Below are 23,225 nucleotides of genomic sequence, written 5' to 3' on the forward strand. Positions count from 1 at the left end.
CAGCGAGGTCACCGGCCAGCCCATCGGTTTCGGGATGTCGGTGGTGCGTTCCCTGGCGCACTTCGTCGACGCGATCATCTGCTTCATCGGTTTCCTTTTCCCGCTGTGGGATTCGAAGCGGCAAACGCTGGCGGACAAGATCATGACGACCGTCTGCCTGCCGTCCGACGGAACCGAGCAGCTGCCGGGCTAGTCGTGCGGGCGCGGTAGCCGGGGCGGCCGTCGCCTAGGCTGATCGTCGATGAGCGCCGACCGCACCGGACACTTCACCGGACTCGCCACCAAAGCGATTCACGCCGGCTACCGGCCGGACCCGGCGACCGGGGCGGTCAACGCTCCGATCTACGCCAGCAGCACCTTCGCCCAGGACGGCGTCGGCACGCTGCGCGGAGGATTCGAATACGCGCGCACCGGAAACCCGACGCGCGCCGCGCTGGAGGCCTCGCTCGCGGCGGTCGAAGAAGGCGGCCACGGGCGGGCGTTCGCCTCGGGCATGGCCGCCACCGATTGCGCCCTGCGGGCGATGCTGCGGCCCGGCGACCACGTGATCATCCCCAACGACGCCTACGGCGGCACCTTCCGGCTGATCGACAAGGTGTTCACGCAGTGGGGCGTTCACTACACGCCGGTCGCGCTGTCCGACCTCGACGCCGTCCGCGCGGCCATCACGCCGCAGACCCGCCTGATCTGGGTGGAGACGCCGACCAACCCGCTGCTGTCCATCGCCGACATCGCGGCCCTCGCCGAAGTCGGTCAGCAGTACTCGTCAAAGGTGTTGGTGGACAACACTTTTGCCTCACCTGCGCTGCAGCAGCCGCTGACGCTGGGCGCCGACGTGGTGCTGCATTCGACCACCAAGTACATCGGTGGCCACTCCGACGTGGTGGGCGGCGCGCTGATCACCAACGACGCCGAGCTGGACGTGGCTTTCGCGTTCCTGCAGAACGGAGCCGGGGCGGTGCCCGGCCCGTTCGACGCCTACCTGACCATGCGCGGGCTGAAGACCTTGGTGCTGCGGATGCAGCGGCACAGCGAAAACGCCTCGGCCGTAGCCGAATACCTCGCCGGGCACCCGGCGGTGAGCGCCGTGCTGTATCCCGGCCTGCCGGGCCATCCCGGGCACGAGGTCGCCGCCCGGCAGATGCGCGGGTTCGGCGGCATGGTGTCGGTGCGCATGCGGGGCGGCCGGCAGGCCGCGCGGGATCTGTGCGCCCGCACCGAGGTGTTCATCCTGGCCGAATCGCTCGGGGGGGTCGAGTCGCTGATCGAGCACCCCAGCGCCATGACGCACGCGTCGACGGCCGGTTCCCAACTGGAAGTGCCCGACGACCTGGTGCGGCTGTCGGTCGGCATCGAAGACGAGGCGGACCTGCTGGCCGACCTCGAGCAGGCCCTCGGCTGACCAGCGCCCCGACGGCGCCTACGAGTGGTACGGCTCCGCGCTGACGAGCGTGACCTCGACGGTGTTGCCGTTGGGCACCACGTAGCTGCGGGTCTCGCCCACCTTGGCGTCGATCAGGGCTCCGCCCAGCGGTGAGTTGGGCGAGTACACCTCGAGCTTGCCGTCGTTGACGCCCTCCTGGCGGGTGGCGATCAGGAAGGTCTCACTGTCCGACTTGTCGCCGTTGTAGTAGACCTTCACCACCGAACCGGGCAATGCGACACCGGACTGCTTGGGCGCTTCGCCGACCTTGGCGTTGTTGAGCAGGTCCTGCAGCTGACGGATGCGGGCCTCCTGCTGGCCCTGCTCCTCACGGGCGGCGTGGTAGCCGCCGTTCTCGCGCAGGTCGCCTTCTTCCCGGCGGTCGTTGATCTCCGCGGCGATGACCGGACGATTCGCGATCAATTGATCGAGCTCCGCCTTCAGCCGGTCATGTGACTCCTGGGTCAGCCACGTCACCGAAGTGTCCGTCATCTCGTCGTGCTCCTCGTGTTGTCGTTCCGCGAAACCGCGTAAGCCTGTTAAACCCCACCGCCGGAGGTATCCGGGTTCTCTCCCCGAGTGCTGCCGATCCGTTGTGCTCACGGCCTTAATGCAGCAATACACGGTCCCATCAGGAACCGTGCATTCACCCATGTTACCACCGCGCAAACAATTGATGACCCCAAATTCGCAGTTCGGCTGTTGTCCGGGGGCTCACGCCGGCCGCAGATAGGCGGGCACGTCGGTTCCGCACCCGTAGATGTCGGCCATCACGGGCGGTTTGCTGGACTTCACCGTGGTGGTCAGCTGCACCGTGGCCGCCTCGGACGGAGGCACCAGCACCTCCCGGCGGCCCGTCTCGCTGCCGTCCTTGGCCCGGACCCGCACGATGCAGTCCACCGGCCGCGACGGATCGGATCGCGTCACGCTGATCGTTACCGACGCGGTCTGGTCGTCGACCAGCCGATAGCCGGCCAGCGTGCCCGTCACGGCGCTGGTGCCCAGCCGGTGGTAGCCGACGACGGCGATCACCAGGCCGGCGGCGACCACCAGCGCGCCGAGGCCGACGATGACCCAGCGCCGGCGCACCCGGGAGCGCCCGTAGCGGCTCTCCGGGCGGGAGGCGGAAGTTTCGGTCATCTGGTGGGTATGCCTGGATGGTCGGCTGCCGGGCGGTGGCCGGCAGCATGCAACGATCTGAAGAACTGGAATTATAGGTTCGCAACCGGCGACCAGTTGACCGACAAGGGGGCACGTGAGCGAGCTGCGGTTGATGGCGGTGCACGCCCACCCCGACGACGAGTCCAGCAAGGGCGCCGCCACCCTCGCCCGGTACGCCGACGAGGGGCACCGGGTGCTGGTGGTGACGCTGACCGGTGGTGAACGCGGCGACATTCTCAACCCGGCGATGGACCTGCCCGAGGTGCACGGCCACATCGCCGAGATCCGCCGTGACGAGATGGCGAAGGCCGCCGAGATCCTCGGTGTCGAGCACACCTGGCTCGGCTTCGTCGACTCCGGCTTGCCGCAGGGGGACCCGCCGCCCCCGCTGCCGGAAGGATGCTTCGCGCTGGTGCCGCTGGAGGAGTCGGTCGAGGCGTTGGTCCGCGTCGTTCGCGAGTTCCGCCCGCACGTGATCACCACCTACGACGAGAACGGCGGCTACCCGCACCCCGATCACATTCGCTGCCACCAGGTTTCGGTCGGCGCCTTCGAGGCGGCCGGCGACTATCGGCGTTTTCCCGATGCGGGCGAGCCGTGGACGGTGTCCAAGCTCTACTACATCCACGGGTTCCTGCGGGCCCGGATGCAGTTGCTGCACGACGAAGCCGTCAAGCACGGCCAGGAACCCCCGTTCAAGAAGTGGCTCGAGCATTGGGACGCCGCGCACGACCCCTTCGAGTCCCGGGTGACGACGCGCGTCGAGTGCTCGAAGTACTTCAGCCAGCGTGATGACGCGCTGCGGGCCCACACCACCCAGATCGACCCCGAGCACGACTTCTTCGCCGCGCCCATCGAATGGCAGCAGCGGCTGTGGCCGACGGAGGAATTCGAGCTCGCGCGCTCGCGCGTCCCCGTCCGGCTGCCCGAGGACGACCTGTTCGCCGGAATCGAGAGTGACGGGTGAACCACGTTCTTCTGATGGCGAGCGCGCTGGCGGACGGCGCGCCGCAGCACACCGGGCCCGATTTCGGCAAGGCCAGCCCGATCGGGCTGCTGATCGTCGTGTTGCTGCTGATCGCCACGCTGTTGCTGCTGCGGTCGATGAACCGGCAGCTCAAGAAGGTGCCCAAGTCGTTTGACCCCGAGCCCGACCAGGCCGCCGACGAGAGGACCGAAGGGGTCGACGGCGCCGACGGACAGCCGCCGGACCAGGCCAAGGGATCGCAGCGGCCCCCGGGACCGGGCGATGAGCCGGGCTGACGCCGCTACGACCAACACCCTCGGGCTGGCCACCAGCCCATATTTGCGCCAGCACGCCGACAACCCGGTGCACTGGCAGCAGTGGACCCCGCAGGCCCTGGCGGCCGCGGCCGAGCGCGACGTGCCGATCCTGCTTTCCATCGGCTACGCGGCCTGCCACTGGTGTCACGTCATGGCCCACGAATCGTTCGAGGACGACGAGGTGGCCGCCGCCATGAACTCCGGATTCGTCTGCATCAAAGTCGATCGGGAGGAGCGCCCGGATCTCGACGCCGTCTACATGAACGCCACCGTCGCGCTGACCGGGCACGGGGGTTGGCCGATGACGTGTTTCCTGACGCCGGACGGACGGCCGTTCTTCTGCGGCACTTACTACCCGAAAGATGGCTTTCTGCAACTTCTTTCGGCCGTATCCGCCACCTGGCGCCAGCGCCGCGGCGAGGTGGAGGAGGCGTCCGACGCCATCGCCGGCGAGCTGCGTGCGATGTCGGCGGGCCTGCCCTCCGGCGGCCCGGACGTCGCGCCCGCGCTGTGTGACCACGCGGTGGCCGCGGTGCTCCACGACCAGGACACCGCACGCGGCGGCTTCGGCGGCGCACCCAAATTCCCGCCGTCGGCGATTCTCGAGGCGCTGCTGCGCAACTACGAACGCACCGGATCCCAGGCGGCGCTGGATGCGGTCGCGCGCACCGGCACGGCGATGGCCCGCGGCGGCATCTACGACCAGCTCGCCGGCGGCTTCGCCCGCTACAGCGTCGACAACGCCTGGGTGGTGCCGCATTTCGAGAAGATGCTGTACGACAACGCGTTGCTGCTGCGCGCCTACGCGCACTGGGCCCGGCGCACCGGGGACCCGTTGGCGCGCCGGGTCGCCGCCCAGACGGCGCGGTTTCTGCTCGACGACCTGGCCGACGGCGCCGTGTTCACGTCGTCGCTGGACGCCGACGCCGACGGCCGCGAGGGCTCGACGTACGTGTGGACGCCCGAGCAGCTGACCGAGGCGCTCGGCCCCGACGATGGCCCTTGGGCCGCAATGTTTTTCGCGGTCAACGCGACCGGCACGTTCGAACACGGAACTTCGGTGCTGCAAGCACCCGCCGATCCTGACGACCCGCAACGGCTGGAGCGGGTGCGGGCCGCCCTGCTGACCGCCCGCCTGGCCCGACCCCAACCCGGGCGTGACGACAAGGTCGTCACGTCCTGGAACGGCCTGGCGATCACCGCGCTGGCCGAAGCCGCCGTCGCATTGGACGACCCCGAACTCGCCCGCGCCGCGCGGAACTGCGCGACCGCGCTGCTGGGCTCGCACCTCGTCGACGGGCGGCTGCGGCGGGCCAGCCTCGGCGGCGTGGTCGGCGACAGCGCCGCCATCCTCGAGGATCACGCGACGCTGGCCACCGGCCTGCTCGCGCTCCATCAGCTGGACGCCGACGCCGGGTGGCTGACCGCCGCGACCGAGCTGCTCGACACCGCGCTGCGGCACTTCGCCGACCCGGAGCAACCGGGTCGCTGGTTCGACACCGCCGACGACGCCGAGCGGCTGATGGTGCGGCCCGCCGACCCGCTGGACGGCGCGACCCCGTCCGGCGCGTCCTCGATCACCGAGGCGCTGCTGACCGCGGCGCACCTGGTTGAGGGGGAGCGCGCGGAGCGGTACCTGCGTGCGGCGGGCGAGGCGCTCGGCGCGCATTCGCTGTTGCTCGAGCGCGCGCCGCGCTCGGCGGGCCACTGGCTGGCGGTCGCCGAAGCCGCCATCCGGGGTCCGCTGCAGATCGCCGTCGCCTGCGATCCGTCGCGGTCGCCGCTGCTGGCCGAGGCGCGACGGTTGGCGCCCGGCGGGGCGATCGTCGTGGGCGGCGAAAAGGACTCGTCGGCGCTGCTGGCCGGCCGCGACCGGGTGGCCGCCGCCGACGCCGCCTACGTGTGCCGCGGCCGCGTGTGCGACCTGCCGGTCACCACCGCCGAAGACCTCGCGGAGGCGCTGGCGGCGCCACGGTAGCGTGACGTTTCATGCCGAGCGCCGAACAGATCACCGACACGGTCAACCGCTACATCGAACTGGTCGCCAAGGGCGGCGCCGACGAACTGGTCGAGCTCTACGCCGATGACGCCACGGTCGAGGATCCCGTCGGCGGCGAGGTGCACATCGGGCGCCAGGCGATCCACGGCTTCTACTCCGCGGTCAACGACGTCCAGCGCGAGTGCGAGTTGGTGACGCTGCGGGTGGCCGGCAACGAGGCGGCCTTCCATTTCCGCCTCACGATCACCGCCGGGGAGCACCGCATGGTGATCGAGCCGATCGACGTGATGGCGTTCGACGAGGACGGCAAGGTCGCCCACATGAAGGCCTACTGGTCAGCGGCCGACGTCACCCACTCCTAGCCGGCTCAGTGCAGCCACGCCTGGTTGCCGACGTAGAACACCGCGAACCACATGGCGATGTAGTGCAGGATCGCCGCTACGGCGGTGAAAGCGTGGAAGAACTCGTGGTAGCCGAACGTGCTGGGCCACGGGTCGGGCCAGCGCAGCGCGTAGAAGATGCCGCCGACGCTGTAGAACACGCCGCCGACGGCCAGCAGCACCATCGCAGCCACCCCGGCCTTGTGCAGGATGGTCGGGCAGTACCACACGGCCACCCAGCCCAGCACGATGTACAGCGGCACGCCCAGCCAGCGCGGCGCCGACGGCCAGCACACCTTGAGCAGGATGCCCGCCACCGCGCCGCCCCAGACGATCCACAGCACCTCCATCCCGGTTTGCTGCGGCATGGCCAGGCGGGCGAACGGTGTGTAGCTGCCGGCGATGAACACGAAGATCATCGAGTGGTCGAGCCGCTTCATCAGGTTGCGGGCGGCCGCCGACTTCCACTGCACCCGGTGGTAGGTGGCGCTGACGGCGAACATCGCCACCGTGGCCGCCGCGTAGACCAGCGTCGAGTGCCCTGCGCGCGGCGAGGACGCGGCCCACGACACCGAGACCAGGGTGGCGCCGGTGATGATCGCCAGCCAGGCGGAGACGAAGTGGATCCAGCCGCGCATGCGGGGCTTGGTGAGGACGCTGGCCGCGCCTTCGACAAGCTGTTCGACCGTATTGCCCGGCGTGATCGCCTCGGCTCCGCGCTCTGGGGTGGCGGGTGTGCTCGTCTGGCTACTCATATCTCCTGGGGCCTCGTCGTGCAGGTCGGGAAACTGCCAGTGGCTGCTTACCCGCCACAGTAATCGGCAACCGCCGCGGAGGGGTGTTCGCATCGCGGTGAGATCGCCGGATCAGCAGGGGGGAATTTGGTGTAGCTCACAGTAGGCTGAGTCTCCGTGGAAATTATCCCGCCGCGTCTCAAAGAGCCGCTGTATCGCGTCTACGAGCTGCGGCTGCGGCAGGGTCTGGCGTCGTCCAAATCCGACCTGCCCCGCCACATCGCGGTCCTGTGCGACGGCAACCGGCGGTGGGCCCGCGACGCCGGCTACGCCGACGTCAGCTACGGCTACCGCATGGGCGCCGCGAAGATCGCCGAGATGCTGCGCTGGTGCCAGGAGGCCGGCATCGAGATGACCACGGTCTACCTGCTGTCCACGGAGAACCTGCAGCGCGATCCCGAGGAACTGGCCGGTCTGATCGAGATCATCACCGATGTCGTCGAGGAGATCTGCGCGCCGGCCAACCGCTGGAGCGTGCGCACCGTCGGCGATCTGGAGTTGCTCGGCGAGGAACCGGCCCGGCGGCTGCGCGGCGCGGTGGAGTCGACGCCCGTCGTGGCGCCGTTCCACGTCAACGTCGCGGTGGGTTACGGCGGCCGTCGCGAGATCGTCGACGCGGTGCGGGCGCTGCTGAGCAAGGAGCTCGCCAACGGTGCGTCCGCCGAGGAGCTCATCGACGCGGTGACCGTCGACGGCATCTCCGAAAACCTGTACACCTCCGGGCAACCCGATCCCGACCTGGTCATCCGCACGTCGGGGGAACAACGCCTCTCCGGGTTCCTGCTGTGGCAGAGCGCGTATTCGGAGATGTGGTTCACGGAGGCGCACTGGCCCGCATTCCGCCGGGTCGATTTCCTGCGTGCGCTGCGCGACTACAGCCAGCGGCACCGCCGGTACGGCAAGTAGCCGAGGGGCTTAGCGGTCGTTCGACTCCGTGACAAACTAGGTTCATGGCTGCGCTGTCGGCGGTGGTGTTCACGCTGAGCGGCTGGCTCGGGTTGTACCTGCTGGCTCGCGATCCACGTAAGCCGGTTCTGGTGTTGGCGGCGATCGGGCTGTGCGGCTTCGCGTTCGTGGTGGGGCTGGACGGCGTGCGGACCGTCAGCCCGGCGTACGCGCACCTGCTCGCCCGCGTCGAGATCTACCTGGTGGCGATCCCCGGTGTGGCGTGGTTCGCGGTGCTCGTCGAGCTGTGCCGGCCCAGCGACGGTTCGAGGGCGCGCACCCGAGAGGTGCTGCTGGTCGCCGGGGTCGCGGCGCTGACGCTGGTCGGGGCAATGCTGGCCGGCAGTGTCGACGGGCCGCTGCGCACGGGCCACTGGGTGATGTTCGCGGTGATCTCGGTGTCCACCTTCGGCGCGATGGCGGTCGCGTTGCGGCAGCCCCGCCGGCCGCGGTCGGCCGTCGGGCTCGCCGTCGTCGCGACCCTGTTCTTCGCGCTGGGCAACGCCATCCTGATCATTCCGCTGGGCCTGGTGCCCAGCTGGGTTGCGCTCGCATCGACGAGCCTCGACGTCCTCTCCCTCGGGATCGCCGTGGCCCTGTGGGACGCGTTCGACGAGGGCCAGGCGTTGCGCGCCGACATGCTCCGCTCGTTCGCCGGCTCGGTGGCGGTGGCGGTGCTCTTCGGCGCCCAGGCGCTGATCGGCCTGGCGCTGACGCGCGACGACCGCGCCGCGCAGACCGCGCTCACCGTGCTGCTGTTCACCAGCCTGGCCGTCGCGATCGCCGTGCAGGTGCTCGCGGATCCGCTGGCAGGGGTTCTCGACCGGCTGGCGTTCTCGAAATCGCCTGCGCTGCGCGAGGATCGGGCGGCGCTGCGCAACACCGGCGCGGCGCTGCCGCTGCGGTCGGTGGATCCGCTCAACCACGTCGACGACGCCACGTTCGCCAGGCTCACCCGCCGGGCCCTGACGCACTACGCCGACCTGAGCAAACTGGTCGCCAGCCCGTTGACCGCGCTGCCCGTCATCGACGAGCGGCTCGCCGCGCGGGGCGCACCCGACCATCCGCTGGAGCGGGCCAACGAGCTCAAGGCGGTTCTCGCCGAGGCGATCGGGCGGCTCAAACCGCGCGACGCCGGCGACTTCGGGACCACCGAGCAGTGGCGGCACTACAACTCGCTGTACTTCCCCTACGTCGTCGGGGTGCGCGCCTACGCGCAGAACGCCACCGCTGCGGGACTGGATCCGATCGCCCGGCAGGCCTGGCAGTGGTTGGTGACCGACGTGCCGCAACGCTCGCTGCACAACTGGCAGAACGCCGCCGCCCGGTTGATCGCCGCGGACCTGCGGGCCCGGGTCCCCGTGACCAGCGACTAGCCGCTCGACCCCGGCGTCCGTGACTTCAGTCACCGGCGTGGGCGGCGTCGTGCCCGGCTCGCAGCGACACCGCGGTCGGACACCCGCCGGAGGCGCGACTGTCGCGCTGAGGCGGGTACACCGCGTGTCCCCGAAAATGTGTGACTGCTGGGGCTGCTGAGCGCCAGGCTGGCGTCTGTCGAATAACAATCGGGATTCGGGACCGCAAACGGGAATAGCCGAGTGAACTCGCTGGTCTGTGTATGCGTGGCAGTAGTTGGCAGTGCCACGAGTCGATATGGCAGTGGGCCGGCGGCACGCTGATGTTCGACCCCCAATCGCCATCGCGAGGAGTAATCACATGATGTATGCATCTGGCGCACCCGGTCTGGCGACCCGACCCCTGTACGACGCGACCGACTCGCTGTTGCGTTTCGCCATGCGCGCCGACGCCACCCTCACGGGACTGTGCGGTTTGGCCATCGCCTTTCTCGCCGACCCACTTTCATCGCTGACGGGCCTGACGTCGTTGCAGGAGTACAGCCTCGGCGCCCTGTTCGTGTTCAGCGGCTTGGCCGTGTTCCTCGTTGCGGCGGCGCCGAACCTGCGCCGCGTTGGCATCGGCGTCATCGTGGCCAACGTCGTGTTCACGCTGGCAGCGATCGTGGCCGCGGGCGTGTTTCCGCTGTCCGCCACCGGGATCGCTGCCACGCTGGCCGTCGGCGTGTACACCGCGGCGTTCGCCGGGCTGCAGTACCTGGGGGTGCGCCGCCTCGAAACGGCGTGACCGCTAGAGCTTGCGCAACCGGAGCCGGTTGATGGAATGGTCGGCGTCCTTGCGCAGCACCAGGGTGGCGCGGGGCCGCGTGGGCAGGATGTTCTCGACCAGGTTCGGACGGTTGATGGATCGCCAGATCTCGCGCGCCGCGGCGACGGCCTTGGTGTCGTTGAGCGCGGAGTAGTGGTGGAAGTGCGATTCGGGGTCGGCGAAGGCGGTGCCCCGCAACGACAGGAACCGCGACACGTACCACTGCTCGATGTCCTCGATCCGGGCGTCCACGTACAGCGAGAAGTCGAACAGGTCCGACACCATCAAGGTCGGCCCGGTCTGCAGCACGTTGAGGCCCTCCAGGATCAAGATGTCGGGATGGCGGACCACGTGCTTGGCCCCGGGAATGATGTCGTATTTCAGGTGCGAGTAGACCGGCGCGCACGCGTAGTCCGAGCCGGACTTGACCGACGTCACGAACCGCATCAGCGCCCTGCGGTTGTAGCTCTCCGGAAAACCTTTGCGGTGCATCAGGTTTCGCCGGCCGAGTTCGGCGTTCGGGTACAGGAAGCCGTCGGTGGTCACCAGGTCGACCCTCGGGTGGTGATCCCAGCGGGCGAGCAGGGCCTGCAGCACGCGGGCGGTGGTGGATTTGCCCACCGCGACACTGCCGGCCACGCCGATCACGAACGGCACCGGCCGGTCCGGATTTTGCTGCGGCTCGCCGAGGAACTCCGCGGTGGCGGCAAACAGCCGCTGGCGGGCGGCGACCTGAAGGTGAATGAGCCGGGCCAGCGGCAGGTAGACCTCTTCCACTTCGAGGAGGTCAAGCTGCTCGCCGAGACCGCGCAGGCCAACCAATTCCTCTTCGGTGAGGGCCAGCGGCGTCGACATGCGAAGCGCGCGCCATTGCTTTCGGTCGAACTCCACATAGGGGCTCGGCTCGCTAAGCCGCGGCATGGTGCAAGTGTTGCAGGGGCGGACGCGCGCCCGACGGCTGGGCTGGCTAAACCGTCGCTGGATAGACTGGCGCCGTGACTGCTGCACCCGACGCCCGGCCCTCGACCTCTGTGATGTCCTCCCCGCTCGCCGAGGTCGACCCCGACATCGCCGAGCTGCTCGGCAAGGAGCTGGGCCGCCAGCGCGACACGCTGGAGATGATCGCCTCGGAGAACTTCGTGCCGCGCTCGGTGCTGCAGGCCCAGGGCAGCGTGCTCACGAACAAATACGCCGAGGGGCTGCCCGGCCGGCGGTACTACGGCGGCTGCGAGTACGTCGACGTCGTGGAGAACATCGCCCGCGACCGGGCCAAGGCGCTGTTCGGGGCCGACTTCGCCAACGTGCAGCCGCATTCGGGCGCGCAGGCCAACGCCGCCGTCCTGCACGCGCTGATGACCCCGGGGGACCGCCTGCTGGGCCTCGACCTGGCCAACGGTGGTCACCTGACACACGGGATGAAGCTGAACTTCTCCGGCAAGCTCTACGAAACCGGCTTCTACGGTGTGGATCCCACGACCCACCTGGTCGACATGGACGCGGTGCGGGCCAAGGCGCTCGAGTTCCGCCCCGCGGTCATCATCGCCGGATGGTCCGCCTACCCGCGGATCCTGGACTTCGCGGCGTTCCGCTCGATCGCCGACGAGGTCGGCGCCAAGCTGTGGGTGGACATGGCGCACTTCGCCGGCCTGGTCGCCGTCGGACTGCACCCCTCGCCGGTGCCGCACGCGGACGTGGTGTCCACGACGGTGCACAAGACGCTCGGCGGCCCACGTTCCGGCCTGATCCTCGGCAAGCAGGAATACGCGAAGTCCATCAACTCCGCGGTCTTCCCCGGCCAGCAGGGCGGACCGCTGATGCACGTCATCGCGGGCAAGGCCGTCGCGCTCAAGATCGCCGGCACCCCCGAGTTCGCCGACCGCCAGCAGCGCACCCTGTCGGGCGCCCGCATCATCGCGGACCGGCTGACGGCCCCCGACGTCACCAAGGCCGGCGTGTCGGTGGTCAGCGGCGGCACCGACGTCCACCTCGTGCTGGTCGACCTGCGCAACTCCCCGCTCGACGGCAAGGCCGCCGAGGACCTGCTGCACGAGATCGGCATCACGGTCAACCGCAACGCGGTTCCCAACGACCCCCGGCCGCCGATGGTGACCTCGGGCCTGCGGGTGGGGACGCCCGCGCTGGCGACCCGCGGCTTCGGGGATGCGGAGTTCACCGAGGTCGCCGACGTCATCGCCACGGCGCTGGCGGCGGGCACCGCGGCCGACCTGACGGCCCTGCGCCAGCGGGTGACCCGCCTCGCCCGTGACTTTCCGCTGTACGACGGCCTCGAGGAGTGGACGCTGGTCGACCGCTGAGGCGGATCAGGGACCAAAGTCACCAGTTGTCACGACACGGGCCGGGCGATTTCACGAACCTGTGTATGCGAGTTACAGTAACCGCATGGCACAGAAACCTGTAGCTAACGCGCTGACCCTGGAACTCGAGCCGGTGTGCGAGGCCAACATGGACCGCCACCTCAACACCGAGGAAATCTGGTTCGCCCACGACTACGTGCCGTTCGACCGCGGCGAAAACTTCGCCTTCCTCGGTGGACGGGACTGGCAGCCGTCCGACGCGACGCTTCCCCGCGAGTACACGGACGCCTGCGAGATCCTGCTGCTGCTCAAGGACAACCTGGCCGGACACCACCGCGAACTCGTCGAGCACTTCATCCTCGAAGACTGGTGGGGTCGCTGGCTGGGCCGGTGGACCGCCGAGGAGCACCTGCACGCCATCGCGCTGCGCGAATACCTGGTGGTCACCCGTGAGGTCGACCCGACCGCCAACGAGGAGGCCCGGGTCGAGTACGTCATGAAGGGCTACCGTGCGGACACCTACACGCAGGTCGAGACCCTGGTGCACATGGCTTTCTCCGAGCGCACCTACGCCGTCTTCTGCGAGAACCTGGCCGCGAAGCTCGAAGAGCCCATCCTGGCCGGGCTCATCGACCGCATCGCACGCGACGAGCGTCGGCACGAACTGTTCTTCTCCAACCTCGTCGAGCACTGCCTGCAGTACACCCGCGACGAGACGATTGCCGCCATCGCGGCCCGCGCCGCCGACCTGCAGGTGCCCGGCGCGGACATCGACTCCTATCAGGACAAGCTGCGCAATGTCGCCGATGCGGGCATCTTCGACCAACAGCAGCTGCGGCAGGCGATCTCGGATCGCATCACCGCATGGGGTGTCGCCGACGAGCCCGCCCTCAAGCAGTTCGTCATCAGCTAGCCGATTCTCGCGCGTGAGCGCTTAGACCTCGGCGCGCCTGCGCTGCTGCAAAGCGGCGACGAGAGTAGCGTCGTTCTCGATGGTCAGCGTCATGCTCAGCTGCCAGGGCGGCACCTCCCGTCATCACAACGGAAGGACCGGCCCCGGTCCTGGTGCCGCAGTTCCCGCCGACATGCCTGTGCGGGTCCGCGCGGGCTTACCCCGCTCGAGGAGCGCTACGTGACCGAAATCCGGACCTACGTGATCGACACCTCCGTGCTGCTGTCCGACCCCTGGGCGTGTAGCCGGTTCGCCGAGCACGAGGTGGTGGTCCCGCTGGTGGTGATCAGCGAACTGGAGGCCAAACGGCATCACCACGAGTTGGGGTGGTTCGCCCGTCAGGCGTTGCGTTTGTTCGACGATCTCCGGCTCGTGCACGGACGGCTTGATCAGCCTATTCCCGTTGGGGCGCAAGGCGGTACGCTGCACGTCGAGCTCAACCACACCGATCCCGCGGTGCTGCCCGCCGGGTTCCGAAGCGACAACAACGACTGCCGGATCTTGAGTTGCGCCGCCAACCTCGCCGCCGAGGGCAGGCGAGTCACGTTGGTGAGCAAGGACATTCCCCTTCGCGTCAAGGCCGCCGCGGTCGGCCTGGCCGCCGACGAGTATCACGCGCAGGATGTGGTGGCCTCCGGATGGTCGGGGATGCGCGAGATCGAGACCGCGACCGAGGACATCGACGCGCTGTTCGCCGAGGGTGAGATAGACCTGGCCGAGGCGCGGGACCTGCCCTGCCACACCGGCATTCGGCTTCTCGGCGGGAGCTCGCACGCGCTGGGCCGGGTGAACGCGGACAAGCGCGTCCAGTTGGTGCGCGGCGACCGCGAGGCGTTCGGCCTGCGCGGCCGGTCCGCCGAGCAGCGCGTGGCGCTCGACCTGCTGCTCGACGAGTCCGTCGGCATCGTGTCGCTGGGCGGCAAGGCGGGCACCGGCAAGTCGGCGCTGGCGCTGTGCGCCGGCCTGGAGGCGGTGCTGGAACGGCGGACCCAGCGCAAGGTGGTGGTCTTCCGCCCGCTCTACGCCGTCGGCGGCCAGGAGCTGGGCTACCTGCCGGGCAGCGAGAGCGAGAAGATGGGCCCCTGGGCGCAGGCGGTCTTCGACACGCTCGAGGGCCTGGCCAGCCCGGCGGTGCTGGAGGAGGTGCTCTCCCGGGGCATGCTCGAGGTGCTGCCGCTGACCCACATCCGGGGCCGCTCACTGCACGACTCGTTCGTGATCGTCGACGAGGCGCAGTCGCTGGAGCGCAACGTCCTGCTGACGGTGCTGTCCAGGCTGGGCGCCGGTTCGCGGGTGGTGCTGACGCACGACATCGCCCAGCGGGACAACCTGCGGGTCGGCCGGCACGACGGGGTCGCCGCGGTGATCGAGAAGCTCAAGGGGCACCCGCTGTTCGCCCACATCACGCTGCTGCGCAGCGAGCGGTCGCCGATCGCCGCGCTGGTCACCGAGATGCTCGAGGAGATCGCCGGCCCGCAGTGACGGCGCATTTCGCCTGGCCACGCGTTCGATAAACTTCGACGGTGCCGAAACGACCCGACAACCAGGCCTGGCGCTATGGGCGCATGGTGGTCGGTGTCGTCGCGGCCGTCGCCGTGCTGGTCATCGGCGGGCTGACCGGCCATGTGACCCGCGCCGACAACCTGAGCTGCTCGGTGGTCAAGTGCGTCGCGCTGACGTTCGACGACGGGCCCGGGCCCTTCGACGAGCGGCTGCTGCAAATCCTGAAGGACAACGACGCGAAGGCGACCTTCTTCCTGATCGGCAACAAGGTCGCCGCCAACCCGGTGGGCGCCAAGCGGATCGCCGATGCGGGGATGGAGATCGGCAGCCACACGTGGGAGCACCCCAACATGGCGACCATCCCGCCGGAAGACATCGCCCCCCAGTTCGCCAAGGCCAACGACGCGATCACCGCCGCGACGGGGCGCACGCCGACGTTGTATCGCCCCGCGGGCGGCTTGTCCAGCGACGCGGTGCGGCAGACCGCGGCGAAGTTCGGCCTCGCCGAAATCCTCTGGGATGTCATCCCGTTCGATTGGGCCAACGACTCGAACACGGCCGCGACGCGCTACATGCTGATGACGTACATCAAGCCGGGTTCGGTGGTGTTGTTCCACAACACCTACTCGAGCACCGTCGATCTGGTCTACCAATTCCTTCCGGTGCTCAAGGCCAACGGCTACCGGATGGTGACGGTCAGCGAACTGCTCGGCCCGCGGACGCCCGGTAGCAGCTACGGCAGCCGCGAGAACGGGCCGCCCGCCAACGAGTTGCACGACATCCCGGCGAGCGACATCCCCACCCTGCCGAACACGCCGTCGCCCAAGCCGATGCCCAATTTCCCGATCACCGACATCCCGGGCCAGAACTCGGGCGGACCCAACAACGGTGCCTAGCACAAGCGTTGGGACGCGTACGGCCGCCTGGCTTCGGAACGCCGGCCCCCACACGGCATTGCAGCGAAAGTCCCTCCGTCGGTTAGCCATTCAATACGGGTTGGATCTTTCCCTGTCCTACTTTCTGGCCGTCATCGAGGCGGCCGCCATCTTGATCCCGTTGCGGGGCCACACCTCCATCGGCGAGAATGCGGACTTCGCGAAGAACAACACGGCGGCGGTGTTGGTGCTCGTCACGCTCGGCGTCGCCGGCGTCGCGGCGGCGGGCATCGTGAGCGCGACCCCGACGCTGCGCTGGTTTGTCGCCGGGGCCGAGCCCACCCAGGAGCAGCGGGAAGCGGCACTGAAGCTGCCAGGTCGCCAATCAACAATCCTGTTCGGGGCCTGGGCCGTCACCGGCACCATCTTCATGTTGCTCAATCTTCGCGGCGGGGCGCAGCTGTTGTTGCCCATCGCCCTGGGCGCGCTGCTGGGCGGACCCGCGGCCGCCGGCACGGCGATGCTGCTGGCGCAGCGCGTCCTGCGGCCGATCATGCGCGCCGCCACGCTCGGCTGCGAACCGCGGATGACCGTGCCGGGCGTGTATGCGCGGCTGGTGCTGCTGTGGTTCCTGTGCAGCGCCTTCCCGATCGGGGTGATCGCGACGCTGGTCGTGCTCCGTTCGTACGGCTGGCTGATCGAGAAGTCGACGTCGCTGGATATACCGATCCTGGTGGTCGCGCTGGCGGCGCTGGTGCTGGGACTGCCGACCATGATCCTGACGTCACGATCCATCTCGGATCCGCTCGGCGAGGTCGTCGACGCGATGGCGGAGGTCGAGCACGGCCACATGGAAACCTACGTCGGGGCCTACGAACGCTCCCAGATCGGGCGACTGCAAACGGGTTTCAACCGCATGGTGGCCGGGCTGGCGGAGCGAGACCGGTTGCGCGACCTGTTCGGGCGCCACGTCGGGGCCGACGTCGCCCAGCGCGCCATCAACCAGGGCGCCTCGCTGTCGGGAGACGTGGTCGAGGCGGCGGTTCTCTACATCGACCTGGTGGGATCGACGCAGCTGGCGGAAAACCTTCCGCCCCAAGAGGTTGCCGAAATCCTCAACGATTTCTTCCGCATCGTCGTCGACGCCGTCGACGAACACCACGGGCTGATCAACAAATTCGCGGGGGATGCCGCGCTGGCCGTCTTCGGAGTGCCGTTGGCCACCAGCGAGCCTGCGTCCGCCGCACTGGCGACCGCCCGCGCCCTGGGTACCCAATTGCGGCGCCTGCCCGTCGATTTCGGCATCGGCGTCTCGGCGGGCCGGGTCTTCGCCGGCAACATCGGCGCGGAGAACCGTTACGAGTACACGGTGATCGGCGACGCGGTCAACGAGGCCGCGCGGTTGGCCGATCTGGCCAAGACCGCCGACCGGCGGATTCTGTGTGCGGCGGGAGCAATCGAGCGGGCCGGCGAGGCCGAGCAAACGCATTGGGCCGAGTGCTATTCCACCGTCCTGCGGGGACGCTCGGAAGCTACCCAGGTCTCGGCGCCGACGAGGTAGGGCGCCGGAACCGCGTCAGGACTTGTTCACCTTGAGCGCGGCGATGATCTTGCCGATGATGCCCGCCGACGCGGCGTCACCGATCGGGGTGCTGCCGATGAAGGCGGTGACCGGCTTGGTGTCGACGGTGATCACCGTGACCGAGTCGCCCTTGACGTTGCGGGTGGGGTCGGCGATCGTGATGTCGGCGTCGGCGCGGGCGGCCTTGGTTCCGTCGACCGTGATCGACGACGACTTCACCGGGCCGAGTGTGGGCTGCGCGTTCGCGTAGCCGGGTCCGTTGGCGATGCACTGCAACAGCTTCGACGCCTGCGCGGTGACGTCCATGCTGGCGACGAAGTTGGTGACGCCGACCTCGGCCGTCATCATCCACTGGCTGGCCCCGGGCACTTCCTGGGCGACGCCGACGGCGCCGATCAGGTTCGGGTTCTGGTCGTCGGAGAACACGGTCCAGTTGGGCGGCACCGAGCTCGCCGGGAACGAGAGCTTGCCGGCCGTGATCGAGTCGGTCCGCGGCATCTCACCGCCGGAGACGTTCGGGGTGCAATCGGTGGCGGTCTGCTGGCCCCTCGGTTGGCTGCTGGTGCTGGTGGACGTCGAGGGCGCAGCGGTCGGGGACTTGCCGTGGCTGCCGCCCCGCATCACGATCAGGGTCGCCACCAGTGCGATGACGGCCAGGATGACGAGGCCACCGACGATCAGCCAGGGCAGCTTCGAGCCAGGTCCGCGCGGTGGCGGCCCCGGCGGATACGGCCCGGGCGGGAATGGCTGTCCCGGTTGCGGATAGCCCTGGGGCGGGTACGGGTAGGGACCGGTCGGCGGGTACGGTTGCGGGCCGCCCTGCGGCGGGCCGCCCTGCGGCGGGCCGCCCCAATAGGGTTGCTGCCCATAGGGGTTTCCGTAGGGTCCCTGACCGTAGGGGCCGCCGGGCGGAGTCGTCATCGCTGCAACACCCGCCTACTTCGCCGGCTTGACCTTGGCCATCGCCAAGACGTCGAGGCGGCGGTCGAGTTCTTCCTCCGAAAGCTTGTCGCCGATCAGCCCGCGGTCGATCACGGTCTGGCGGATCGTCTTGCGCTCCTTGAGCGCCTGCTTGGCCACCGCGGCGGCCTCCTCGTAGCCGATCGCCGAGTTCAACGGCGTCACGATAGAAGGCGACGACTCGGCCAGCTCCCGCAGGTGGTCGACGTTGGCCTTGAGCCCGACGATGCAGCGCTCCGCGAACAGCCTCGATACGTTGGTCAGCAGCTTGAACGATTCCAAGATGTTGCGGGCCATCATCGGGATGTAGACGTTGAGCTCGAAGGCGCCCGACAGACCGCCGACGGCGACGGCCGCGTCGTTGCCGATCACCTGCGCGGCCACCTGCGTAACCGCCTCGGGCAGAACGGGATTCACCTTGCCCGGCATGATCGAACTACCAGGCTGCAGGTCCGGCAGCTGGATCTCGGCCAGGCCGGTCAGCGGGCCCGAGCCCATCCAGCGGATGTCGTTGGCGATCTTGGTCAAGGACACCGCGATGGTGCGCAGCGCGCCGGACGCCTCGACCAGGCCGTCGCGCGCGGCCTGTGCCTCGAAAGAATTTGTGGCCGTGCGCAATTCGTTGAGGCCCGTGGAGGCGATCAACGTCTCGACCACCTTGGCGCCGAAACCGTCGGGGGCGTTGAGGCCGGTGCCCACCGCGGTGCCACCGATCGCCAGCTCGCCCAGCCGCGGCAGCGTGGCGCGCACCCGCTCGATGCCGGCTTCGATCTGGCGGGCGTAGCCGCTGAACTCCTGGCCGAGCGTCACCGGGACGGCGTCCATCAGGTGCGTGCGGCCCGACTTGACCACCGTCTGCCACTCGCGGGCCTTGCTCTCCAGCGCCTCGTGCAGCACCTCGAGCGCCGGGATCAGGTGGCGCACCGCGGCCTCGGTCGCCGCGATGTGAGTCGCGGTCGGGAAGGTGTCGTTGGACGACTGCGACATGTTCACGTCGTCGTTGGGGTGCACCGTGACACCGTTGGCCGCCGCGATGCTCGCGATCACCTCGTTGGTGTTCATGTTCGAGCTGGTGCCCGAACCGGTCTGGAAGACGTCGATGGGGAATTGGTCGTCGTGCCGGCCGTCGGCGATCTCGGCCGCCGCGGCGATGATCGCGTCCGCCTTCTCCGGTGCCAGCAGCCCGAGGTCCTTGTTGACCTGCGCGCAGGCGCCCTTCAACAGGCCCAGCGCGCGGATCTGGGTGCGCTCCAGTCCGCGGCCCGAAATGGGGAAGTTCTCCACCGCACGCTGGGTCTGCGCGCGCCACAACGCCTTTGCGGGCACCCGGACCTCGCCCATGGTGTCGTGCTCGATGCGGTATTCGGTGTCGGTGGCGCTATCGGCCATAGGTTGCGTCCTCGCTGGTTTTCGGTCAGGGCAGGGGATAGGCGGCAGTGCTGTCGCCGGTGAAGTCGATGGCGGAGTACTCGTTGAGTTTCGAGAGCCGGTGGTAGGCCTCGATCATGCGCACGGTGCCCGACTTCGACCGCATCACGATCGACTGCGTGGTGCAGCCGCCGGGGTAGTACTGCACGCCCTTGAGCAGGTCGCCGCTGGTGACGCCGGTGGCGCAGAAGAAGACGTTCTCCCCGGACACCAGGTCCTCGGTGGTCAGCACCCGATCGACGTCGTGGCCGGCGTTGATCGCCTTCTGGCGCTCCTCGTCGTCCTTCGGCGCCAGCTGCGCCTGGATGGCGCCCCCCATGCACCGGATCGCGGCGGCGGCGATGATGCCTTCCGGGGTGCCGCCGATCCCGGCCAGCATGTCGGTGCCCGAGTCGGGCCGGCAGGCCGAGATCGCGCCCGCGACATCCCCGTCGGTGATCAGCCGGATGCGGGCGCCGGTCAGCCGGACGTCTTCGATCAGCTGCGCGTGCCGCGGCCGGTCCAGGATGCACACGGTCATGTCCCGCACCGAGAGCGCCTTCACCTTGGCGACGGCCTTGATGTTCTCGGCGATCGGCGCGGTGATGTCCAGCACGTTGGCGGCCTCGGGCCCGACGGCGATCTTGTTCATGTAGAACACCGCCGACGGGTCGAACATCGCGCCGCGGTCGGCGACCGCAAGCACCGAGATGGCGTTGGGCATGCCCTTGCTCATCAGGGTGGTGCCGTCGATCGGGTCGACGGCGAAGTCGCAGTCCGGCCCGTCGCCGTTGCCGACCTCCTCGCCGTTGTAGAGCATCGGCGCGTGGTCCTTCTCGCCCTCGCCGATGACCACCACGCCGCGCATCGACACGGTGTTGACCAGCTCACGCATGGCGTCGACGGCCGCGCCGTCGCCGCCCTCTTTGTCACCGCGGCCCACCCAGCGGCCCGCGGCCATGGCCCCGGCCTCGGTGACGCGCACCAGTTCCAGTGCCAGGTTGCGGTCCGGGGCTTCACCACGTGGCCGCCCGGCCGGGCGGTCGCCCTCAACTGTCATGGTTGGTGATTGTCCCAGAAGCGGATCGGTCTGCTGGAACTGGGATACTCGGGGGATGACCGAAGAGCTGCCGCCGAATGCCGAGGTAGCCGGCGAGCCGGCCCCGGTGGCCGGACCTGCTGCCAGGCCGGCCAAACCGCGGTTGCTGCACGACGGCCGCGACATGTTCTGGTCGCTGATGCCCTTGGTCCTCGGCTGTATCTTGCTGGCCGGCCTGGTGGGCATGTGCTCCTTCCAGCTGGGCAGTCACCAGGGCGCGGTCCCGTCCTACGACGCGTCGGGCGCCCTGCGTGCCGACGCCGCGACGCTGGGCTTCCCGATCCGGCAGCCCAAGCTGCCCGCCGGCTGGCAGGCCAACTCCGGCAGCCGGGGCGGGATCCAGGGCGGCCGCGCCGACCCCGCGACCGGCCAGCGGGTGAACGCGGCCACCTCGATCGTCGGCTACATCAGCCCGACCGGGATGTATCTGAGCCTGACCCAGAGCAACGCCGACGAGGACAAACTGGTGGGCTCGATCCACCGGTCGGCCTATCCCGCCGGAACGGTCGACGTCGCCGGGACCACCTGGGTCGTCTACAACGGCGGCGGCCAAAGCGGGGCGGACGCCGAGCCGGTGTGGACCACCCGGCTCACCGGCCCGTCCGGGGCCACCCAGATTGCGATAACCGGTGCCGGTGACACCGATCAATTCCGTACGCTGGCTTCGGCGACGCAATCGCAACCGCCGTTACCGGCGCGCTGAAGGAAGGCCGAGCGTGACTGCACCCCAAGCGGATCTGTCCGGATGGTCGGTGGCGCCGTTCACCGGTGGCGGCTACACCCATGACGTCTACCGCAAAGGCAGCGGCCCCGGCGTCGTGCTGATACCCGAAATCCCCGGGATCCATCCCGGTGTGCTGGCCCTGGGCAATCACCTCGTGGACAACGGCTTCACAGTCGCGATGCCGTCGCTGTTCGGCGAGCCGGGCAAAGCCAAGACGGTCGGCTACATCGCCTCCTCGATCAGCCGCGCTTGTGTGGCAAAGGAATTCGCGGCCTTCGCGACGAACAAGCAGCGGCCGGTGTCGATGTTCCTGCGCGCGCTGGCCCGTGACCTCAACGCGTCGACCCCGGGCAAGGGCGTCGGCGTGATCGGCCAATGCTTCACCGGCGGTTTCGCGCTGGCCGTCGCCGTCGACGATGCCGTCCTGGCCCCGGTGCTTTCCCAGCCCTCGGTACCCTTGCCGCTGGGACGGGCCCGGCGCCGCGATCCCGGCCTCAGCGAATCCGAACTGGCCACCGTGGCCGATCGCTGCGCCAACGACGGCCTGTGCGCGATGGGTCTGCGGTTCAGTGAGGACAGCGCCGTGCCGCGCGAGCGTTTCGCGGTGCTCAAGGAGCGACTCGGGGACGCGTTCGAGGTGATCGAGATCGATTCCAGCCCGGGCAATGTCGGCGGTTTCGGCAGGATGGCGCATTCGGTGCTGACCGACGAGGTCCGCGAGGTGGACGGCCAGCCGGCGTACGAGGCCCGCAAGCGGGTAGTCGAGTTCCTCACCCAGCGCCTTGGTTAGGAAAGCCCCACACGCATGACGACTACCACCCAAGACCGCGTGGTCGAAACCACCTTCGGTCCCGTCCGCGGAGCCGATGACGGCCGCGTGAGCTCGTGGAAGGGCATCCGGTATGCCGCCCCGCCCGTCGGCGCCCTGCGTTTCCGGGCGCCGCAGCCCCCCGAACGGTGGACCGAGGTGGCCGACGCCACCCGCTACGGGCCGGCGTGCCCGCAGCCGGTCTTCCCCAACATGCCGCTCGACCTGGGCGCGCCGCAGGGCGAAGACTGCCTGCGGCTCAACGTCTGGGCATCGTCCGGCACGCAGCCGGGCGACGGAAAGCCCGTGATGGTGTGGCTGCACGGGGGCGCTTACGTCCTGGGGTCGGGCAGCCAGGCGCTGTACGACGGGCGCCGGCTGGTCGGCGGTGGCGAGGTCATCGTGGTCACGGTCAACTACCGGGTGGGAGCGCTCGGTTTCATGGACTTGTCGTCGTTCACCACGTCGCGGCGGCGGTTCGACTCCAACGTCGGGCTGCGCGACGTGCTGGCTGCCCTGCGCTGGGTGCGTGACAACATCGCAGCCTTCGGCGGTGATCCCCGCAACGTGACGCTGTTCGGTGAATCCGCGGGCGCGGGGATCGTGACCACCCTGCTCGCCAGCCCGTCCGCCGAGGGACTGTTCGCCCGCGCGATCGCCCAGAGTTCACCGGCCACGTCGGTATACGACCGGCGCCGGGCTGAACGCGTCGCAGAAACCGTCCTCGACAGGCTTGACGTCGACGCGGACCGGTTGCCCGACGTGCCGACCGCGGTGCTGCTTGCCGCATCCCAAGAGGTCTTCGACGAAGTGCCGGTGCGCAATCCCGGCCTCCTTGCGTTCGTCCCGAT

The 23,225-nt window shown here is 69.2% G+C and carries 24 protein-coding genes; 17 read left to right on the forward strand and 7 right to left on the reverse strand.

What is annotated here, in order from left to right:
• Both A9X03_RS01010 and A9X03_RS01015 read left to right on the forward strand, forming a co-directional pair.
• Positions 1-193: RDD family protein (locus A9X03_RS01010; RefSeq protein WP_197695985.1), on the forward strand; the 193-nt coding region annotated here is incomplete at its 5' end.
• A 48-nt stretch (positions 194-241) separates the two neighbouring features.
• Positions 242-1,402: a cystathionine gamma-synthase gene (locus A9X03_RS01015; protein ID WP_067779904.1), complete on the forward strand. Its 1,161-nt coding sequence runs from the start codon at positions 242-244 to the stop codon at positions 1,400-1,402.
• A gap of 18 nt (positions 1,403-1,420) precedes the next feature.
• On the opposite strand, the gene greA is transcribed toward A9X03_RS01015, so the two are convergent.
• Complete coding sequence (gene greA, locus A9X03_RS01020) at positions 1,421-1,915, reverse strand: transcription elongation factor GreA (protein WP_065442111.1); 495 nt, start codon at positions 1,913-1,915, stop codon at positions 1,421-1,423.
• Between the two features lie 222 nt (positions 1,916-2,137).
• Positions 2,138-2,563, reverse strand: coding sequence for a DUF4307 domain-containing protein (locus tag A9X03_RS01025; RefSeq protein ID WP_067779901.1), 426 nt, complete (start codon positions 2,561-2,563; stop codon positions 2,138-2,140).
• Between the two features lie 115 nt (positions 2,564-2,678).
• On the opposite strand from A9X03_RS01025, the gene mca reads away from it, so the two are divergent.
• The 4 genes from mca to A9X03_RS01045 are packed head-to-tail and all read left to right on the forward strand — an operon-like array spanning position 2,679 to position 6,229.
• The gene (gene mca, locus A9X03_RS01030; protein ID WP_067779898.1) at positions 2,679-3,551 is read left to right on the forward strand and encodes a mycothiol conjugate amidase Mca; all 873 of its coding nucleotides are present in this window, start codon (positions 2,679-2,681) and stop codon (positions 3,549-3,551) included.
• Entirely contained in the window at positions 3,548-3,847 is a 300-nt protein-coding gene (locus tag A9X03_RS01035; RefSeq protein WP_067779895.1) for a hypothetical protein, read from the forward strand. Before mca ends, A9X03_RS01035 begins: the two co-directional genes overlap by 4 nt.
• Positions 3,834-5,846: a thioredoxin domain-containing protein gene (locus A9X03_RS01040; protein ID WP_068259267.1), complete on the forward strand. Its 2,013-nt coding sequence runs from the start codon at positions 3,834-3,836 to the stop codon at positions 5,844-5,846. Before A9X03_RS01035 ends, A9X03_RS01040 begins: the two co-directional genes overlap by 14 nt.
• An 11-nt stretch (positions 5,847-5,857) precedes the next feature.
• Positions 5,858-6,229 (forward strand): nuclear transport factor 2 family protein, encoded by a 372-nt coding sequence (locus A9X03_RS01045; RefSeq protein WP_067759205.1) that lies wholly within the window; start codon positions 5,858-5,860, stop codon positions 6,227-6,229.
• A 5-nt stretch (positions 6,230-6,234) separates the two neighbouring features.
• Here the strand turns inward: A9X03_RS01045 and A9X03_RS01050 are convergent, their stop codons facing one another.
• Entirely contained in the window at positions 6,235-7,002 is a 768-nt protein-coding gene (locus tag A9X03_RS01050) for a hemolysin III family protein (protein ID WP_067759198.1), read from the reverse strand.
• A gap of 156 nt (positions 7,003-7,158) precedes the next feature.
• On the opposite strand from A9X03_RS01050, the gene A9X03_RS01055 reads away from it, so the two are divergent.
• The 3 genes from A9X03_RS01055 to A9X03_RS01065 all read left to right on the forward strand — a co-directional run bounded on the left by A9X03_RS01055 (position 7,159) and on the right by A9X03_RS01065 (position 10,128).
• Positions 7,159-7,947 carry a (2Z,6E)-farnesyl diphosphate synthase gene (locus tag A9X03_RS01055; protein WP_067302187.1) on the forward strand — a complete coding sequence of 263 codons (789 nt, stop codon included), beginning with the start codon at positions 7,159-7,161 and terminating at the stop codon, positions 7,945-7,947.
• A gap of 44 nt (positions 7,948-7,991) precedes the next feature.
• Entirely contained in the window at positions 7,992-9,362 is a 1,371-nt protein-coding gene (locus tag A9X03_RS01060) for a hypothetical protein (RefSeq protein ID WP_067779886.1), read from the forward strand.
• A gap of 340 nt (positions 9,363-9,702) precedes the next feature.
• Complete coding sequence (locus tag A9X03_RS01065; protein WP_067759191.1) at positions 9,703-10,128, forward strand: hypothetical protein; 426 nt, start codon at positions 9,703-9,705, stop codon at positions 10,126-10,128.
• Positions 10,129-10,131: 3 nt separating this feature from the next.
• Here the strand turns inward: A9X03_RS01065 and coaA are convergent, their stop codons facing one another.
• Positions 10,132-11,070 (reverse strand): type I pantothenate kinase, encoded by a 939-nt coding sequence (gene coaA, locus A9X03_RS01070; RefSeq protein WP_067759188.1) that lies wholly within the window; start codon positions 11,068-11,070, stop codon positions 10,132-10,134.
• A 113-nt stretch (positions 11,071-11,183) separates the two neighbouring features.
• On the opposite strand from coaA, the gene glyA reads away from it, so the two are divergent.
• The 5 genes from glyA to A9X03_RS01095 all read left to right on the forward strand — a co-directional run bounded on the left by glyA (position 11,184) and on the right by A9X03_RS01095 (position 17,355).
• Positions 11,184-12,464 (forward strand): serine hydroxymethyltransferase, encoded by a 1,281-nt coding sequence (gene glyA / locus A9X03_RS01075; RefSeq protein ID WP_067759186.1) that lies wholly within the window; start codon positions 11,184-11,186, stop codon positions 12,462-12,464.
• 85 nt (positions 12,465-12,549) lie between these two features.
• Positions 12,550-13,377, forward strand: coding sequence for an acyl-ACP desaturase (locus A9X03_RS01080; protein WP_068259269.1), 828 nt, complete (start codon positions 12,550-12,552; stop codon positions 13,375-13,377).
• A gap of 219 nt (positions 13,378-13,596) precedes the next feature.
• The gene (locus tag A9X03_RS01085) at positions 13,597-14,898 is read left to right on the forward strand and encodes a PhoH family protein (RefSeq protein WP_067759180.1); all 1,302 of its coding nucleotides are present in this window, start codon (positions 13,597-13,599) and stop codon (positions 14,896-14,898) included.
• 41 nt (positions 14,899-14,939) lie between these two features.
• Positions 14,940-15,815: a polysaccharide deacetylase family protein gene (locus tag A9X03_RS01090; protein ID WP_067759167.1), complete on the forward strand. Its 876-nt coding sequence runs from the start codon at positions 14,940-14,942 to the stop codon at positions 15,813-15,815.
• A gap of 100 nt (positions 15,816-15,915) precedes the next feature.
• On the forward strand, positions 15,916-17,355 hold the full coding sequence (locus tag A9X03_RS01095; protein WP_231975319.1) for an adenylate/guanylate cyclase domain-containing protein: 1,440 nt from the start codon (positions 15,916-15,918) through the stop codon (positions 17,353-17,355).
• Between the two features lie 15 nt (positions 17,356-17,370).
• On the opposite strand, the gene A9X03_RS01100 is transcribed toward A9X03_RS01095, so the two are convergent.
• From A9X03_RS01100 to glpX, 3 genes are read right to left on the reverse strand one after another with little or no spacing between them, the layout of a single operon-like run.
• Complete coding sequence (locus tag A9X03_RS01100; protein WP_067759151.1) at positions 17,371-18,297, reverse strand: hypothetical protein; 927 nt, start codon at positions 18,295-18,297, stop codon at positions 17,371-17,373.
• A 15-nt stretch (positions 18,298-18,312) separates the two neighbouring features.
• Positions 18,313-19,725, reverse strand: coding sequence for a class II fumarate hydratase (locus tag A9X03_RS01105; RefSeq protein WP_067759143.1), 1,413 nt, complete (start codon positions 19,723-19,725; stop codon positions 18,313-18,315).
• Between the two features lie 25 nt (positions 19,726-19,750).
• A complete protein-coding gene (glpX, locus tag A9X03_RS01110) occupies positions 19,751-20,803 on the reverse strand; it encodes a class II fructose-bisphosphatase (protein ID WP_067759136.1) in 1,053 nt (350 codons plus the stop codon).
• A 55-nt stretch (positions 20,804-20,858) separates the two neighbouring features.
• On the opposite strand from glpX, the gene A9X03_RS01115 reads away from it, so the two are divergent.
• The 3 genes from A9X03_RS01115 to A9X03_RS01125 form a co-directional block, all read left to right on the forward strand.
• Positions 20,859-21,545, forward strand: coding sequence for a DUF4245 domain-containing protein (locus A9X03_RS01115; protein WP_068259278.1), 687 nt, complete (start codon positions 20,859-20,861; stop codon positions 21,543-21,545).
• Positions 21,546-21,558: 13 nt separating this feature from the next.
• Positions 21,559-22,356 (forward strand): dienelactone hydrolase family protein, encoded by a 798-nt coding sequence (locus A9X03_RS01120; protein WP_067748625.1) that lies wholly within the window; start codon positions 21,559-21,561, stop codon positions 22,354-22,356.
• A gap of 15 nt (positions 22,357-22,371) precedes the next feature.
• Positions 22,372-23,225: carboxylesterase/lipase family protein (locus tag A9X03_RS01125; protein WP_156746437.1), on the forward strand; the 854-nt coding region annotated here is incomplete at its 3' end.

It is taken from the genome of Mycobacterium sp. E1715, assembly GCF_001667625.1.
Lineage (GTDB): Bacteria > Actinomycetota > Actinomycetes > Mycobacteriales > Mycobacteriaceae > Mycobacterium.

Coding starts and splice junctions, on each gene's coding strand:
- A9X03_RS01100 (WP_067759151.1), bottom strand. CDS start 18,297: ATGACGACTCCGCCCGGCGGCCCCTACGGTCAGGGACCCTACGGAAAC.
- A9X03_RS01105 (WP_067759143.1), bottom strand. CDS start 19,725: ATGGCCGATAGCGCCACCGACACCGAATACCGCATCGAGCACGACACC.
- A9X03_RS01040 (WP_068259267.1), top strand. CDS start 3,834: ATGAGCCGGGCTGACGCCGCTACGACCAACACCCTCGGGCTGGCCACC.
- A9X03_RS01115 (WP_068259278.1), top strand. CDS start 20,859: ATGACCGAAGAGCTGCCGCCGAATGCCGAGGTAGCCGGCGAGCCGGCC.
- A9X03_RS01060 (WP_067779886.1), top strand. CDS start 7,992: ATGGCTGCGCTGTCGGCGGTGGTGTTCACGCTGAGCGGCTGGCTCGGG.
- glyA (WP_067759186.1), top strand. CDS start 11,184: ATGTCCTCCCCGCTCGCCGAGGTCGACCCCGACATCGCCGAGCTGCTC.
- glpX (WP_067759136.1), bottom strand. CDS start 20,803: ATGACAGTTGAGGGCGACCGCCCGGCCGGGCGGCCACGTGGTGAAGCC.
- coaA (WP_067759188.1), bottom strand. CDS start 11,070: ATGCCGCGGCTTAGCGAGCCGAGCCCCTATGTGGAGTTCGACCGAAAG.
- A9X03_RS01045 (WP_067759205.1), top strand. CDS start 5,858: ATGCCGAGCGCCGAACAGATCACCGACACGGTCAACCGCTACATCGAA.
- A9X03_RS01015 (WP_067779904.1), top strand. CDS start 242: ATGAGCGCCGACCGCACCGGACACTTCACCGGACTCGCCACCAAAGCG.
- A9X03_RS01080 (WP_068259269.1), top strand. CDS start 12,550: ATGGCACAGAAACCTGTAGCTAACGCGCTGACCCTGGAACTCGAGCCG.
- A9X03_RS01025 (WP_067779901.1), bottom strand. CDS start 2,563: ATGACCGAAACTTCCGCCTCCCGCCCGGAGAGCCGCTACGGGCGCTCC.
- A9X03_RS01050 (WP_067759198.1), bottom strand. CDS start 7,002: ATGAGTAGCCAGACGAGCACACCCGCCACCCCAGAGCGCGGAGCCGAG.
- A9X03_RS01065 (WP_067759191.1), top strand. CDS start 9,703: ATGATGTATGCATCTGGCGCACCCGGTCTGGCGACCCGACCCCTGTAC.
- greA (WP_065442111.1), bottom strand. CDS start 1,915: ATGACGGACACTTCGGTGACGTGGCTGACCCAGGAGTCACATGACCGG.